At 63.8% G+C, this 14,528-nt stretch carries 18 protein-coding genes; 8 read left to right on the top strand and 10 right to left on the bottom strand.

Translation table 11 applies throughout. The features are described 5' to 3' along the window. The 8 genes from G4L39_RS11890 to G4L39_RS11925 form a co-directional block, all read right to left on the bottom strand. Positions 1–771, bottom strand: a 771-nt coding sequence (locus tag G4L39_RS11890) for a hypothetical protein (RefSeq protein WP_165108401.1), incomplete at its 3' end; no start/stop codon positions are given. A 341-nt stretch (positions 772–1,112) separates the two neighbouring features. Beyond that, positions 1,113–1,502, bottom strand: coding sequence for a hypothetical protein (locus G4L39_RS11895; RefSeq protein WP_165108402.1), 390 nt, complete (start codon positions 1,500–1,502; stop codon positions 1,113–1,115). Positions 1,503–1,511: 9 nt separating this feature from the next. Further along, complete coding sequence (gene fliS / locus G4L39_RS11900) at positions 1,512–1,952, bottom strand: flagellar export chaperone FliS (protein WP_165108403.1); 441 nt, start codon at positions 1,950–1,952, stop codon at positions 1,512–1,514. A gap of 26 nt (positions 1,953–1,978) precedes the next feature. Further along, complete coding sequence (locus tag G4L39_RS11905) at positions 1,979–2,254, bottom strand: hypothetical protein (protein ID WP_165108404.1); 276 nt, start codon at positions 2,252–2,254, stop codon at positions 1,979–1,981. An 84-nt stretch (positions 2,255–2,338) separates the two neighbouring features. Beyond that, positions 2,339–3,058: a hypothetical protein gene (locus G4L39_RS11910; protein ID WP_165108405.1), complete on the bottom strand. Its 720-nt coding sequence runs from the start codon at positions 3,056–3,058 to the stop codon at positions 2,339–2,341. Positions 3,059–3,066: 8 nt separating this feature from the next. Then, a complete protein-coding gene (gene fliD / locus G4L39_RS11915) occupies positions 3,067–4,776 on the bottom strand; it encodes a flagellar filament capping protein FliD (protein WP_165108406.1) in 1,710 nt (569 codons plus the stop codon). Between the two features lie 159 nt (positions 4,777–4,935). Beyond that, complete coding sequence (locus G4L39_RS11920) at positions 4,936–5,739, bottom strand: flagellin (RefSeq protein WP_165108407.1); 804 nt, start codon at positions 5,737–5,739, stop codon at positions 4,936–4,938. A gap of 492 nt (positions 5,740–6,231) precedes the next feature. Continuing rightward, the gene (locus G4L39_RS11925) at positions 6,232–7,038 is read right to left on the bottom strand and encodes a flagellin (protein ID WP_165108408.1); all 807 of its coding nucleotides are present in this window, start codon (positions 7,036–7,038) and stop codon (positions 6,232–6,234) included. Between the two features lie 399 nt (positions 7,039–7,437). Between G4L39_RS11925 and G4L39_RS15825 the strand changes: the two genes are divergently transcribed. Beyond that, on the top strand, positions 7,438–7,923 hold the full coding sequence (locus G4L39_RS15825; protein WP_165108409.1) for an NUDIX domain-containing protein: 486 nt from the start codon (positions 7,438–7,440) through the stop codon (positions 7,921–7,923). Positions 7,924–7,928: 5 nt separating this feature from the next. Further along, positions 7,929–9,137: an MFS transporter gene (locus G4L39_RS11935; RefSeq protein ID WP_165108410.1), complete on the top strand. Its 1,209-nt coding sequence runs from the start codon at positions 7,929–7,931 to the stop codon at positions 9,135–9,137. A 64-nt stretch (positions 9,138–9,201) separates the two neighbouring features. Here G4L39_RS11935 and G4L39_RS11940 read toward each other — a convergent pair whose 3' ends face one another. Next, positions 9,202–9,510 carry an RNA-binding protein gene (locus G4L39_RS11940; protein WP_165108411.1) on the bottom strand — a complete coding sequence of 103 codons (309 nt, stop codon included), beginning with the start codon at positions 9,508–9,510 and terminating at the stop codon, positions 9,202–9,204. 63 nt (positions 9,511–9,573) lie between these two features. Next, complete coding sequence (locus G4L39_RS11945) at positions 9,574–10,110, bottom strand: DUF4149 domain-containing protein (protein ID WP_165108412.1); 537 nt, start codon at positions 10,108–10,110, stop codon at positions 9,574–9,576. Between the two features lie 1,054 nt (positions 10,111–11,164). Between G4L39_RS11945 and G4L39_RS11950 the strand changes: the two genes are divergently transcribed. The 6 genes from G4L39_RS11950 to G4L39_RS11975 all read left to right on the top strand — a co-directional run. Beyond that, positions 11,165–11,701 (top strand): hypothetical protein, encoded by a 537-nt coding sequence (locus G4L39_RS11950; protein WP_165108413.1) that lies wholly within the window; start codon positions 11,165–11,167, stop codon positions 11,699–11,701. 122 nt (positions 11,702–11,823) lie between these two features. Continuing rightward, positions 11,824–12,408 (top strand): hypothetical protein, encoded by a 585-nt coding sequence (locus G4L39_RS11955; protein ID WP_165108414.1) that lies wholly within the window; start codon positions 11,824–11,826, stop codon positions 12,406–12,408. Positions 12,409–12,834: 426 nt separating this feature from the next. Continuing rightward, the gene (locus G4L39_RS15830) at positions 12,835–13,104 is read left to right on the top strand and encodes a prepilin-type N-terminal cleavage/methylation domain-containing protein (protein WP_165108415.1); all 270 of its coding nucleotides are present in this window, start codon (positions 12,835–12,837) and stop codon (positions 13,102–13,104) included. Then, entirely contained in the window at positions 12,999–13,544 is a 546-nt protein-coding gene (locus G4L39_RS15485; protein ID WP_276607578.1) for an H-X9-DG-CTERM domain-containing protein, read from the top strand. Before G4L39_RS15830 ends, G4L39_RS15485 begins: the two co-directional genes overlap by 106 nt. A 265-nt stretch (positions 13,545–13,809) precedes the next feature. After that, positions 13,810–14,109: a hypothetical protein gene (locus G4L39_RS11970; RefSeq protein WP_165108417.1), complete on the top strand. Its 300-nt coding sequence runs from the start codon at positions 13,810–13,812 to the stop codon at positions 14,107–14,109. Between the two features lie 122 nt (positions 14,110–14,231). Next, a partial coding sequence (locus G4L39_RS11975) for a hypothetical protein (protein ID WP_205880980.1) occupies positions 14,232–14,528 on the top strand: 297 nt, incomplete at its 3' end.

A 14,528-nucleotide genomic window follows, 5' to 3' on the forward strand; every position in this document is an offset into this window, starting at 1 on the left:
ATCGTGCGCCACAAAGGCGTAACGCCAGAACATCTCGTCGTCCTTCTTCCACCGGGCCACCGCCAGCGGGAACGTGAAGTCGATGCCGGCCACGGTGTGCCGGATGCCGGCGTACTGCTCGGTCACTTCCACCCCGTCGCGCCAGCGCCTCTGCGTGGCCGGACTCCAGGCGCTCTGGGGCAGCGCGGCGGCGGTGCGCTCCGGCCCGGCGGTCCATTTGTTGTAGCTGACGCTCCAATGCGTGAAGCCGGCCTGCTCGATGGCTTGCAGATGCTCGGCACTGCTGGAGCCGCTGTCGGCCAGGAAATCGCAGGCGCGATCCCGCCAGAGCGGCCGGAGCGTTTGCAGCATCGCCGGCAACGCGCTGCTGACCTCGCCGGGCGAACCCAGTTCACCGCCGACCAGGAAGGGGCCGAACCAGAACGTCTGCCAGGAAAGCGCCAGTTGGCCCTCGTAGTTGATCTTGGCCCCCTCGAAGCTCGGCCCGAAGACTTCGATCTGTGTCTCGTCGAAAAACGCTTCCGCGCGTCCGGCGTAGGTCCAGCGGGCGGGGTCGGCCCGGTCGATGACCCACTGCACAAACTGCGCGTTGAGGTTCCAGAGCGCGGCGATCGAGGTGTCGGATTGTTGGCGCAGCCATTGGCCCAGCTGGGTCTGGTCGGCGAACTTTTTGACGCGGGCCAGCTGGCGCACCAGGGGCTTGTGGTTGAGCCGTTCGGCGTCGGCCAGGCTGGCCCCGCCCGAGCAGAAGCAGTAGATCAGTTGGGCCACGATCAGCTCGGGGCTGTAGCCGTGGGAGGTGCGGGTGGGCGGGTCCAGTGCGGGCAGGGCGCGGATTTTTTGCCAGAGGTCAAACTACTGGGCCAGCGCTTCCAGGGCGGGCAGGCCGCCCAGGGTGGACTGCTTTTGAGCGGGGACGAACTCGAAGCGGATCCTGGGGGAGCGTTTGGTGACGGTCGGCATGCTTCATTGAGGCACGGCGCGCGACGATATTCAACGCCGAACCCAAAAAATCTTCACCCGCCGGTGCAATACCTCAGGCGATGGCTAAGGGTTGGGGCGGCACGAGGGCGCAGGCGCGGCAAAAATGCCGGGATTCAGACGCCCAAAGCTCACGAAAGGCCGGACCAACCGGACCGGGTGCGCGAGCCCGGCCCGCGCCAGAACCGCCGGAGGCGAACCGCCACGGCGTTCCAGTACGCCAGTTCCCCTTCCAACCGCTCACGGCGCTCAGCCAGCAACCGTTGGTTGTAGCGCTCCCGCTCCAACAGGGCATTCAACAGCGTCCCAACCTCGCTGGACCGTGGATGATCCGCTCCTGCGGGGGGCTTCAACGGATTCGCCCGTGCCGCCACCGAATCCCACTCCTGTTGGAGCAGCCGGATCTGGTCCTGACAATGGCGCAACGCGGCCCAATCTGCACGCTGGATGGCGTCGGTCTCGCGTTCCGCCAGCTCCAACCAGGATTGCAGAAGCGTAACGGCGGTGAGCGGGGCGGGCATGGGTCCGTATCAGGCGGCGGATGCGGCCGCGAAGGTCGGCTGGGGCACCGGCACGGTGGCTCCCCCCTGTTGCGCCAGCATGGTGGCCCAGGCATCACGCAGCGATTGCAGATGCCGCTGGACCTCCTCGATGCCGGCTCGTTCCTTGCGCAGGTTGCTTTCGAACAAACGGCGTTCGAAATAGTCGTACAACCGGCGCAAGGTCACTGCAAACTCGCCTCCCCGCTCCATGTTCAGCGAATAGTTGAGCTCGCGGATGATCTCGATGGCCTTTTGGGTGCCGTTGTGAATGGTGGCGTTGGCCGTGGCGGGGTCGTCACTGCCAAACCCGCGCAACGCCTGATCCAGTGCGCGCAACGCGCCGTCGTAAAGCATCAGGATCAACTGCCCGGGCGGGGCGGTTTGCGTGGCGATGCGCCGGTACGATTCCCAGGGATTGCGTGGCAGCATGTTGATCAGCGGAGTCGGGGGTGTCGTTATTCGCTGGATTTGAGCTTCAGCGCCAGAAGGTGGGACAAGCGGTCCAAAACTTCGTCCGGTGGATACTTCACGTCCGCGGCGTAAACCCGGGCCTGTTGAACCTTCTCGGGCCGCGCTTCGGGCGCCTCGGCGAGCGCGCGCCCGATGGCCCGCGTCCGCTCGAAGTTGGGCTTGTCGGCGGCCGCAGGCGCAGCCGCCACCTTCCGGGTGATCCCCTGGGTCACCCCCGGCTCATTGTAGCGGCCTGGATTGAACTCGATTTCCATACTCACAAGCGCCTACATCGCGGCAGGCCTGGTTCTTTTGTCCGTACCTACGCCAATCCGGCTTTGTTATCGGCCGAACCTGACGGAACTTTAGCGGGAAATTTCACGGCCGGGCAAGGTGGCCAGCAGGCAGGCGACCGTCATGCGGGCCAGCATCCCCGGGGCCCGCAAGCTGCGCCATCCGTCGGATCCGCCCCCGGCCCGGGCACCAGCCGTCCGTTCGAATCGCTGCGCGGCCCGGACCACCGAGGGATCGGCCGTGTCGAACAGTTCGTCCGCCGCCCACCAGGTACAACCGCTGCGCAGGTCCACCAGGCGCATCCGCCATCCCACCACGGCAGGTGTGTAAGCCCGAAACGCCGTCACCTCGACAAACAACACCGCGTCCGCCTCCGTGGCCTGCCGCAGCTTCTCCAAAAAGCCCTCGGGCAAAACGTCGTGGACCGTCCAGGTTTCCCGGCCGGTCAGTTTCCTTACTTGCCGGTCCGAAACCGGGACGATCTCGGCAAACCGGCTCCGCAAAAGCTCGGTGGAAAGTGCCTCCTCCAGGTTCAGCCGGGTTTCGGGTGTCAGGTCCGACCCGGGGCCATGCAACGGCAGGACCGCCACACGCCGCAGGTCGGCCGGCAACTCCGGCGCCGCGCGATACACGTTCAAGGTTGGTTTCCTTCCCCCCAACCAGTCCGCCGGATTCCAACCGGCCCGCGCCTCGCCGACCCAACCCGTCATCAGAACCCCCCACAGGCACAAAAGCCCGGCCAGCGATGTTCGATCGCCCCGGAAGGTTGGAATGGTTGCGCCAGGGTCCATGGGGTGCCTCAAGATCCCTGTCCGAACGTCCGGAGCAGGTACTGCAGCTGCTGGTTGATCCGGGCCTGGGCCTGTTCCATGGCAGTGAAGGCTTCGATCATTCTCTGTCGGTTGGCCTGCACCAGCCGTTCCATTTCCCTGATCTGCGCATCAATGTCGCTGGACTGACGCGCCAGCGTGGTTTGTTTCCGGATCAGGGTGCCGTCGTCCCCCACCAACCGCTCCAGATAGGCTTGAAGACGCACTGCCACACCCCTGCTTTCATCCGTCAGAAGCCGTTGGACCGCCCCCGGGTCGTTGCGAAGCAGGTTGTCCAACGCGGCTTCGTCGCTGAGGCGCAGCTTGTTGTCCTCTCCGCTGGTGGTGATGCCCAAATCCGCCAGGTGATCCGCCACCGGGGCGAATCCCGACACCTGCTGGTAAACCAGGTTACGGAGGCGGGAGGCGATCTCATTGGCATCGGATTCCCCGGCCAGCACGCCCGCCCTGACCACGCCGTTGGCGTCTGTCGTGCTGGAGGTGTAATCGTCGAGCAGGGCCTGCACCTTGTTGTACGCCTCCAGGAACCGCTGGATGGCCTGTTTGACCGGATCGGTATCCCGCTCCACCGTCACCGTGGTGGTACCCTCGCCGAGGGCGGTGAGTGTGAGCCCGGCGATGCCCGAGCTGGCCGCCGAGATGGTGTTCGACGTGCTGGTCAGGGTGTCACCCCCGTTCACCCGGAACAGCAGGTTCTGCCCGCGCTGGAGGCTGCCCCCGGTCAGGCCCGCCGCCGCAAGGAAATTGCCGGTGACATCTTCCAGCGCAATCCCGATGTCGCCCGTGCTCTTGTTGGTCAGAACGATCCGGTCACTCAGGGCATCGTAAGTGGCGTAGACACCGGCGGAGGACTGGTTGATCCGCTCCAACACCGTCGCCAGCGTGTCCGTGGTGGCATTGTAGGTGATGGAGACGCCGTTGATGCGAAACTCCCCCGCTCCGCTGCCACCGTCGGTGACGGGGGTGGCAAAGTTGGCATGGGCCAAAGTGGCATCGAGCCGCACGGCGCCCAGGGCGCCGGCACTGGCCACCGTGCTGGTCCCGTTGTTGTACAACCGGGCCACCTGCAGGAAATTGCTGGTGTCGCTGGCACTGCCCAGCACGATCTCGCTGCTGCTGGTGAGGATGATCCGATCCGAAACGGCGTCGTAACCGGCCGTGACCTGGCCCCCGGTGGCGGCAGCGATCTTGTCAAACACGTCCTGCAGGGTATCGGTCGTTTCCACACTCACCTGTTTGCCGTTGACGGTAAAGGTGCCCGCCGTCACCGCAGTGGCAAAAGGCGCGTTGGCCAGGGTGAGCGAGCTCACATCGCCCGAGGGACTGAGGGCCGCGCCGACGTTGGCCACGCCAACCCATCGGGCGGCCGTGGCGCGCTGCAGGATTTCGATGGTGTAGAGACCGGGAGCGGCGGCCGTGCCGGCCTCGGCCTTCAAAAGATTCGCATCGCCCACGGCGGTGCGCCGGGCCGCGTAAAGGTCCGGATTGAGCAGGTCCCTGAGCCGGTTCTGCAACACCTGCAGCTCGGTCTGAAGGCTGCGGTAGGCGTTGTTGCGCTCCTGAATGCGCGTCTGTTCGTTGCGGAGCGCCTTCTGCGGCGCACGTTCCACCTCCATCAGCTGGTCGATGAAACTGCGCCAGTCAAATCCACTGGCCAGACCGGACAAGCCGAGCTCCATAGGTCACCTTCCTGCTTCCTGTTTGTCTGCGTTGGCGGGGAGACGGACTCCCCACGCTCAACGGGACCGCGCGGGGTGGAACGGCCCCGCGCGGTCCGCAAGGTGAGCGGGCCGTGCGCGCGGCCCGCTCACCGGGTCCACTCCGGCTCCCGCCGGCCATCAGGCCAGCAAGCGGAGCGCGGTCTGCGGATTGGCGTTTGCCTGGGCCAACATCGCCGTGCCTGCCTGGACGAGGATGTTGTACCGGGCAAATCGGGTGCTTTCCTCGGCCACGTCCACATCCTTGATGCGGCTGTTGGCCGCGGTCAGGTTATCCCGCAACACGCCCAGCTGCTCGCTGTACTTCGTGAGCCGGGCAATGTTGGAACCAATGGTCGCCCGGTCCGTGGCCAATTGCTCGATGGCTGCCTTGACCTTGGTGAGGGCCGTCACCGCATCTGTGGTCGTGGCAACCGAAGCGCCCGTGGCGTCCGTATAGACCGTGGCGCCAAGGTCGACGCCGGTCATGCTGAACGTGTTGCCGTCACTGTCCGTGGTGACATTCAGCGCAGCCCCGTTAAAGAGGCTGACCCCGTTGAAGTCCTTCGTCGCCAGGTCGTTGATATACGCGCCCAGGGCGGCGAATTCTTTCTGGTACAGGGCACGATCGGTATCGGTCTTGGTCACGTCCTGGGCCAAAATGGCCAGTTCGCTCATCCGATCCAGGGCCTTGGAAACCTTTTGGAGGAAACCGTCCTGGGTCTGGCTGAACGAGATGGCGTTGGCCACGTTGGTGGATGCCGCGTTGATCCGGTTGATCTGGGCGTCGAACCGCATCGACACGGCCAATCCCGCCACATCGTCCTCCGGCGAGACGATCTTCGAACCGGACGACAACCGGGCGAGGGACTTGCTGAGCAGGGCGCTCGATTCGGCGAGCAACCGCGCGCTGCTTTGTGCGGATATGTTGGTGTTGATGACCATGTTGCTGACTCCTTCCCTGAGTCACCCCTTTCGGGGATTTCGGTTTCACGGCATCCCTGCCGCGGGGTGATCCTTGGTTCGGGCGATCACCCGGTTTTCCCGGCCGGCTGTCAGGGGCCGCCGGCCGCCCTTCTTTTCACGGCTCTCGTATCGGCAGCCGCGCCGAAGACTTGAGCCCAAAATTCGCAACCCGATCGGGGAGGTGGGGCGGGCCGGCCAAGCCGACCCGCCCCTTGTCGGCTTACTCCTTCCCCCGGGACGGCATCGCGGTCTGAGTGGCCGTCGCAGCGGTTTCAGACCTCGCCCTGGCGGGACGGACGGGGTCGCCATCCATCCGCGCCCGCCGGAGCACGGGTCGCGCTGCCTGACCGGCCCTGCGATGCGTCAAATTCGGGTTCATCGTGGTACTTCCTGGTTTGCTGGAGTGAGTGGATCGACTCCCCTGGTTTGGGACGGCGGTTCCGGCGATGCCGCGCCGGACGCCGCGTCGTCTTACGACAACAGCCGCAGCACCATTTGCGGCACCGCATTGGCCTGGGCCAGCATGGCCGTGCCGGCCTGTACCAGGATGTTGTACCTTGCAAACTGCGTGCTTTCTTCGGCCACATCCACATCCTTGATGCGGCTGTTGGCCGAGGTGAGATTGTCCTTCAAAACACCCAGCTGATCGCTGGTGTACATCAGACGCGCCACGTTGGCACCCACGGTGGCGCGGTCGGTGGACAACTGCACAATGGCGGCCTTGACCCGGTCCAGCGCCGTCGCTGCATTGGTCGTGGTGGTCACTTCCGTGCCCGACAGCACCGCGGCATAAGCACTGGCGCCCAGATCCACCCCGGTCATGTTGAAGGTGTTGCCGTCGCTGTCGATCGTGACACTCAACGTGGCGCCGTCAAACAGACTGACGCCGTTGTAGTCCTTGGTGGCAACATCCTTGATGTAGTCCACCAGTGTCTGGAACTCCAGGTCGTACAAGGCCCGATCGTTGTCGGTCTTGGTCACGTCCTGCGCCAGAATGGCCAGCTCACTCATCCGGTCGAGCGCCTTGGCCACCTTTTTCAGGAAGCCGTCCTGCGTCTGGCTGAACGAGATGGCATTGGCGATGTTCCCCTTGGCGGCGTTGATACGGCTGATCTGCGCGTCAAACCGCAGGGCAACAGCCTGACCCGCCACGTCGTCTTCCGGCGACACAATCTTCGAACCGGAAGACAACCGCATGAGGGATTTGTTGAGGAGTGCGGAGGATTCCATGAGCAGCCGGGCGCTGCTCTGGGCCGACATGTTTGTATTGATGACCATAACTCAGTCCGTGAGTCGCCCCGGGGGCGGGGCTTTGCATTTTGCGCGGCGTCCGTGCCGCGGGTGCGAGTTTCTCGGGGCCCGCACCGGTTACCCCGCCGGCGGTTCCAGGCCCGCCGGTCGCCTGTCTTGCGACGCCCCATTCATCGGCAGATCCGCTCCGGGCTTGAATGGTTTTTTTGCCCGGCAACCCTTCCCAAAGCCCGCGGCCCGGTCCACGGGGCGCCACACAGTGTGGGCTGTGGTACGCCGGCCCGCGCGACAGCATCCGACGCCGCGCCGGTTCCGATCCTGCGCATCCCCGTCCCACACGGCCGCAGTCCTGACCGGCCCGCTTTCGCCGCTCCGCTTGTCCGAACCGCCATTGACGCTTCGGTGCTTTTCTTTTCCCATGGAGCCGTGGGTCACATTCATGAACGCATCGATTTCACGGTTGCCGTGTTCGTCGTCGAACACGACAAGGTGCTGCTGTGCCTGCATCGGCGGCTGGGGCGCTGGCTGCCCCTGGGCGGGCACATTGAATTGGACGAGGATCCCGAGCAGGCGGCGTTGCGCGAAGTACGCGAGGAAAGTGGGCTCGAGATCGAACTTTACGGCGAGCGGCCGCCCACCACAGGCCCCGGCACCCGGGCCCTGATCGCGCCCCGCTTTCTCGACATCCACCGGATTACCGACACCCACGAGCACATCGGCCTCATCTACTGGGCACGACCCCGCGGCGGCCAACTCCGGCTCAGCCCGGGCGAGCATCACGAGCTGCGATGGTGCACCGCCGCTGAACTGGACCGGTTGGACCCGCCGCTCAGCCCGGCCATCCGCTGGTATGCACTCAAGGCGTTGGAAGAGGTCAACAGCCCCAATCATTGTCGCGTCAACCCCGACTGAAACTCATGGCTCCCTCCCCTATTCACCAACCGGACGGGAAGCGGGCCCGCCAACGCCGTGTGGCCGTGTATTACACTGTGGCGGGATTGAACTCCTTTGCCACGGTGCTCTACTTCTACTACCTGTATTTTTTCACCCGCGAGACGTTCGGATTCGAAAACCGGCACAATCTCTGGCTGGCGGCGCTCCAGGGCGGCGTGTATGCCCTGGGATCCTGGCTCGGCGGCAAAGCGGCTGAACGGCTGGGCTACCATCGCTGTTTGGTGACGGGATTGGCCACCATGGCCCTGGCGCTGGCAGCAGGACCCACCGTGCAAGCGGTCGCCGGCCACGTCGTCCTCATGACGGTGGTGACTTTGGGCATGGCCTGCACATGGCCCGCCTTGGAAGCGCTGGTCAACGAGGGTCGGGACCGCCACGGCATCCACCACAGCGTCGGTCTTTACAACCTGGTGTGGGCCAGCACCGGGGCCGTGGCCTATTTCGTGGGTGGCGCACTGCTCCAGCAGATGGGAATGGGTGCGCTCTACAAACTTCCCCTGCTACTGGTATTGGTCGAACTGGCCCTGGCGCTGCTCGCCCGGGAAGCGCCTCAAGCCCCGGATTCCGCTCACGATCCGCCCCGGGCGGAGCCCGCCACATCCCCGCCCCCGGAAGGGCAGCGGTTCCTCCACATGGCGTGGCTGGCCAACCCCGCGGCCTACATGGCGATTCAAACCTTGATCGCTGTGATGCCGGAGGTGGCGGCGCGGCTGGGCCTTTCCACTGCTGAGGCCGGTTTGTGCGGTTCCGTCTGGTGTTTTGCCCGGCTGGGCGCGTTCGGACTGCTCTGGCGCTGGTCCGGCTGGCATTACCGGAGTGCCTGGCTCCTGGGATCGTTTCTGGTGCTGACGCTGGGTTTTCTGCTCACCGTGCTTGCCCCGTCCCTGCTGGTCCTCATCCCGGCCCAGATCGGCTTTGGCGCCGCCCTGGGCCTGATCTATTCCTCGTCGCTCTTCTATTCCATGGACGCGGGCGAAACGAAAGGTGAACACGGCGGATTCCATGAAGCCGCGATTGGCCTGGGAAACATGACAGGGCCCCTGGTGGGGGCACTGGCCCTGCAACTGACGCCTCAAATCCCCCAGAGTGGGACGGTGGGTGTCACGCTGCTGTTGGCCGCCTGCGGGTGGGGACTCTGGAGCATTCGACCCCGGGACAACCCTTCATCCTGAGGGCAGCCTGAGGCGTGCGAGGAGAGTGTTCGGTGCTCAGGGGGCTTTCGGAGCAGGTCGCCCATCAGCCCCGGGCACCATTTCCCGAGTTCGATGGCGGTTCCTCGGCCGCCTGGGCCAGTTCCAGCAACACCCTGGCCAGGTCGCGCAGCCCCGGAGCCGGAACGATGATGGCGTCCCTGCGTCCACCGACGTCCTCGGTGATCCGCAGGAACCGGCCCCGCGGGTTTTCTTTCAACGAAAGGATGAACGTTTTCCGCTCCACTTGCAGCCGCTCGGTGCGCAGCGTCACGTCGGGCGAGGCCGTCGGGTTGCCCGCCGCCTCAAAGGACGATCGCGACCGGTACGGCGAAGGCCGTTCATTCGAAATCATACCCCAAGATTCCCTTCAACCAACTATTAGCTGGTGACAAGTTCCATCCGAACCGCTCCCCTGTCAACTCCGGAGTTTGTACGTGGGAACAAAACGGGGCCCTTCCGCCGGTCGGGCCATGCGGGCCACGTACACGGCCAGACCGATCAGGCCCAGCAGGTTCGCCAGCTGCGCCGTGCCGTGCCAGACTCTCAACCGATGGGCCGCCGCCTCGCGCTGGGCGGGGGTGAGGTTCACCGCATACTTCATCCGGTGCAGTTGCCGGATTTCCGGCTGCCAGACAAACGCGCCGGCCAGGGTGAGTGCTGTCAGGCCGACCGCGATGTACGTTTCCAGCCGGCGCAACGGCCGGCGCAACCAGGCCCATTCGACGAACAAATGCGCCAGCGCGATCCCGGCACACACCACCTGCAGACGGATCAACCGGGCGATCAAGACCTGGGCAATGGCCCCGCTGAAGTACGGATGGTTGGCCTCACCCAACAACCGGCGCATTTCCTCCGAAAACACGGCCGGTCCCACGCCCACGGTAAAGTACACGGTGGCCCCGAGCCACACGGCTGCATTGGCCAACCCCAGGTATCGCACCAGCCCGATCACACATTCACCGTAGAATTGGCCCGGCTTGCTTGCCAAGCCCGAACGCCGGACAGACCCGCCCGGGGGCGCAGCTCGCTTTCTTGCACTGGGCACGGGCAATGCAAGCTCGGGCAATGCATCCCCATGCCCAACGCCCATGTCCCCAGGCCCCACCCCAACCCGCTCTTGCGCTGCCACGCCGGCCAACCCGGGCCCTGCGGAGTAGCGGCCGCTTCCCTGCAACAGGGAGGTGCACTTGACCATCACCTTGGGCGCCTGTATCGCCCGCTTCCTCATGGGCACTGATCCAAACCGGGGCCACAATCAAACCGGGGCCTTCATCACATCCAGAGCCTGCTGCACGCACCCGTATATTACACGGCCTGCCGGGTGCAACGTTGCAACGGCATGCACAACGTGATACGTCGGCCGCGCAAGCCGATGTGCGCTCTGCGCTTCGATCGCCGCCAGTAGATGCTGGTGTTGGCGCCGCCGCGCCCGCTTCTTCCTCCCCGGCTCCGCACGTCGCCTGTTCGGGGAAAACCCGCTCACGCCCACCTGTCGCTCCCCGGCCCTTCCGCCGACGGCTGCCAATCCTGGTCCACCCCCTCCATCAAGCGCTGGGCTGAGGCTACACTCCCCGGCCCACGCCGCTCCTTCCATTCGTGCAGAATACACGGCGCTGCCCGCCCGAAACCTCTCCCGCTGGCCCTGCGGCCAAGGCGCTTGCGCCAACGCCCCGGCCCACCCTGAAAGCAAACCCGCTAGGCTCCAGTTTGTCCCGGTTCATTTCCTGCCACCCGCGAAACAACCCACCTCCCCCTGGCCGGTCGGGCCTGCACGTTTAAGATGCCGACAGCCCAAGTCCCTGCCCGCGCAGCGATCCGAAATATCCAACAACTTTTTCTTGACCACACTGCCTCCGGCAATAAAACTACGTACGATGAAACGCGCTTGTCACATTGCTGGCTCTGGCCATCCCGTCTTGCTCCAAGATTATCGTCGCTTTGCGCCGCCAACAGTCGCGCTACGACTGAGCGTGGGGGATTTTGCACATTAGCTCACTTCGCAGTCCATGGGAGCATTGATCGTTTTTCTTCTGTTGTGCGCGTCGCTTCTCGGCGCGGAGGGCGACGTTCGTGTAGTCACCACAGTTCGCACGAATGATTCGGGCAGCGTGTATACGACGGAGGTGTTCACACGAGCTGGCCAGACCAATCTCGTGCGCACCACTGTGACCGAAGCGGGGGCTGTCCAGATTCGGATTCACCGTTTCTACCACAGTGGCACACCGGTCGCTATCTTTGTCGCCATGCCCCATTCCTCGGGTATCACTACAGAGGCTGGCAGTGCATATTCACTGAGCTTCGAGTTCGATGCATCCCACAAGCCGACTTCGGCAGTCATCGGCACCAAGGACGGCGTCGTTTTGGACCTGTTCCGTTGCACCAATGGCATCTTTACGCCAGTCGAGGGTGCCGTAATTCAGAAAGCCAACGCAGTCATAAGGGACCTGAAGCAGTTGTTCGATCCAGAGCACGTCCGCAAGACTTCGCCGGAGGATTTCGCCCGAGCGGTGCAGGATCTGATCGAGAAGCACAAAGAGAAGTGATTCACCGTGAAGACGGCGGCTAACCATATGGTGCAGCGAACCCGGCTCTCGGGCTCCGGCTGCAAGCGAACGCCCTCGTCGGCCGGGTCGCCGAGCTCGGGTCGTTCGCAGAAAACGTGGGTATGAATCTTCAAAGCCTGATCGTCGTCTTCCTGCGCCTCATGGCGCTGAACTTTTTGCTCCAGGTGGCGGTTCAGTTGTCGTCGCAGTTACTCCGGTTCACCGAGGTGCCCCGACAGGATGGAGGCAGCAGTATGGCGTCCTACGTGCTTGTGCCGGTGCTCATGGTGATCGAATGCATGGTGGGCGCCATCCTGATCTGGATATTTGCCCCATCCATCGCCCGGTTCGTCACGTGGGGCGTTTCATGCGATCTTTCATTGGGATCACTGTCGTTGGTTGATTGCTACTCCGTTGCGTTTATCGGGCTCGGGCTGTTCTACATCGCCGGCTATTTTCCCCACGTCCTGAATTGGGTGCACTACTTGTTCAAAGCGGCAGCTACCCAGCCTGGAAATACCTGGAAGCAGGAAGTGCCGTGGTACGCTGTTTCGTCGGTGTTCATCACATTCATTGTCGGCATTGTGCTGTTCGTGAAGGGCCGGTCTTGGGCGGTGGCGCTCGCTCGATGGCAGGAGAAATCCGAATCTGTGAACCAGACGGTCGAGGGAACCGGTGCCCCGCCTCTCCGTTCCGACCCTCAGTGAATTTAGCAACCTTGATGTGCGCTGCGTAAGCGTGCCGCCCGACACCGGCCGCTCACCTTTGCGGTGGGTGTCAGAGCCCAATCAAGATGAAAGTACGAAGGCGGAGGTAACGACTGCAATTGACGATGAAACGCTTCCTGGCTGCAGCGCTTGTCCCGGGCTTGGTGGCCGGTTACGGCGTCTGGTGTGTCCTGAGCGGTCAAGCCGTCGTGCCCGCCGCCCGTGTCCAGCGCTTCAGGCGAGTCTAGGGAACTGACGCTCTCACCGGCGGAGCATGCTATATTCTGCTGGCAGCATGGTTATACGTGTAGCTGGACTGGCGCGACCGTGAACGGTTGAGGCGGTTTCGAGTCCCCGTGCTGGTCGCCCTCTGGGTTGCGTACACCGGCGCCATCCTCTTGCGATGATGGCGAGCCTGGCGGAAGCATGAACCGGAACTGGAAATCAAACAACGCCCCGAAGTTGATCGGCGCTCGGTCCGGTGCGTTCACTCTAATGGAATTGCTGGTGGTCGTTGCTGTCATTGCCCTGCTTACAGCCTTGCTCCTCCCCGCGCTCGCTCACGCGAAAGCGTCTGCACGCAGTGCGGCTTGCAAGAGCACCTGCGCCAACTCGGCATCGCCCTCATCATCCACACTCATAATAACGCACACTATCCGGCCCGCGAGTACCTGGATACCAGCATCAGCCGGTTGATGGCCTACGGTTGGCCCGCTCACATGCTGCCATACACGAGCAGCAATACGACGGTGTTTCGCTGCCCTTCGACAGGTCCGGAGTTCGAAGGGCCGACGAACCACTCGCCCAGAGGCTATCCCTTTCCGTTTAACATCGACATCGGCACATCACGGTTCAGCCACGGGTACAACCAGTGGGGCTTCGCAGCGTTCAGCGGCTACGGGCTGGAAGCACCGCCTGGCGCCGAGGTTCCCGAGTCACGAGTGGTCAATCCTCCCGACATGATCGCCCTCGGAGATAGCGATGGAAATGGCCTTTTCGACGGCGACATCGCGTTTCACCGCATTCCCTCCCCGAGCGGGCCGAAGCCGACTTTCCCGCCCGGGAATCGCCACAAGAGCGGCGCAAACATCGTTTTCTGCGACGGGCACGTCGAATGGGCCAGGCAGTCCAAATGAATTGAAATGACGGACGAAGCCGCGCGCCGCTGGAACAACGACAACAAACCCCACCGCGAGCTGTGGGTCTGCAGGGTCGTGTACTAGGAAACGATGGCGATCCAATGGCATAACAAGACCCCTGGAGCAAACACCCGCGCCCGGTTCGCTGGTCGAGGCGACCGCTGCGGCGCGTTCGGCTCCGGCAACCCGTGGAGTGGACAATCGGAACAACGTGGAACGAGTGTCGATTGCCTCACCGATGGCGGGCGACTATCGCATCACGATGACGCACTCGGTCGATTTGCCCGGCAATCCTCCACCCAGCCCACAGAGGGTTTCAGTGGTGCTCGGTGGGGTAACGCCGCCTGCGCCGGTTATCATCGCGTTGGAGAGGTCGCCCGGCACAAACGAATTTCTTCTGACGTTTGTGGCCGATCCGGGGGCGTATTTCACCATCCTGACCTCCACGAATCTGACGGATTGGACGGTGGTGAGGTCGGTGTTGGCCGAAACCACCACCAATACGGTGTCGGTGACGAGCCACGCTGACGTGGGCTTCTGGCGATTGCGGAGGGGGCAATGAGCAAGCGGCTCTTGAGTTTGTGGTTGGTTGCCGTCGGGTTTTGGGGCCCGGCGGTAGGCCCGGCTGTGGGGCAGGGGACGATTACGGTTGTCTTGCCTCAGCCCCTGGGGATGGGGAGCGACATGTTGCACTCGTTCTTCTATCCGATTGACATCAACGGTGATAGGGTTGTGGACTTCACCTTTGAAGCTGGCGTGACAGGTCTATCGCTGCGCACCGAGCGGGCAAACCGGGTGGTCATCCGGTCCAGCCCTCCTCCAGACCTGGGCGGGCCGGTTGCACGGCTGGAGGAAGGGGCCCAGATCGGGCCCTCACTGGAGCCTTCGTTGGCGTGGGTCTCCAGCGACTTGCGGGATGGCTATGTATCCCCCGGGGAGTGGAAGTTTGCGGCCATTGCGATCCATTTGAGCACCGGTACG

It is taken from the genome of Limisphaera ngatamarikiensis (genome assembly GCF_011044775.1).
Lineage (GTDB): Bacteria > Verrucomicrobiota > Verrucomicrobiia > Limisphaerales > Limisphaeraceae > Limisphaera > Limisphaera ngatamarikiensis.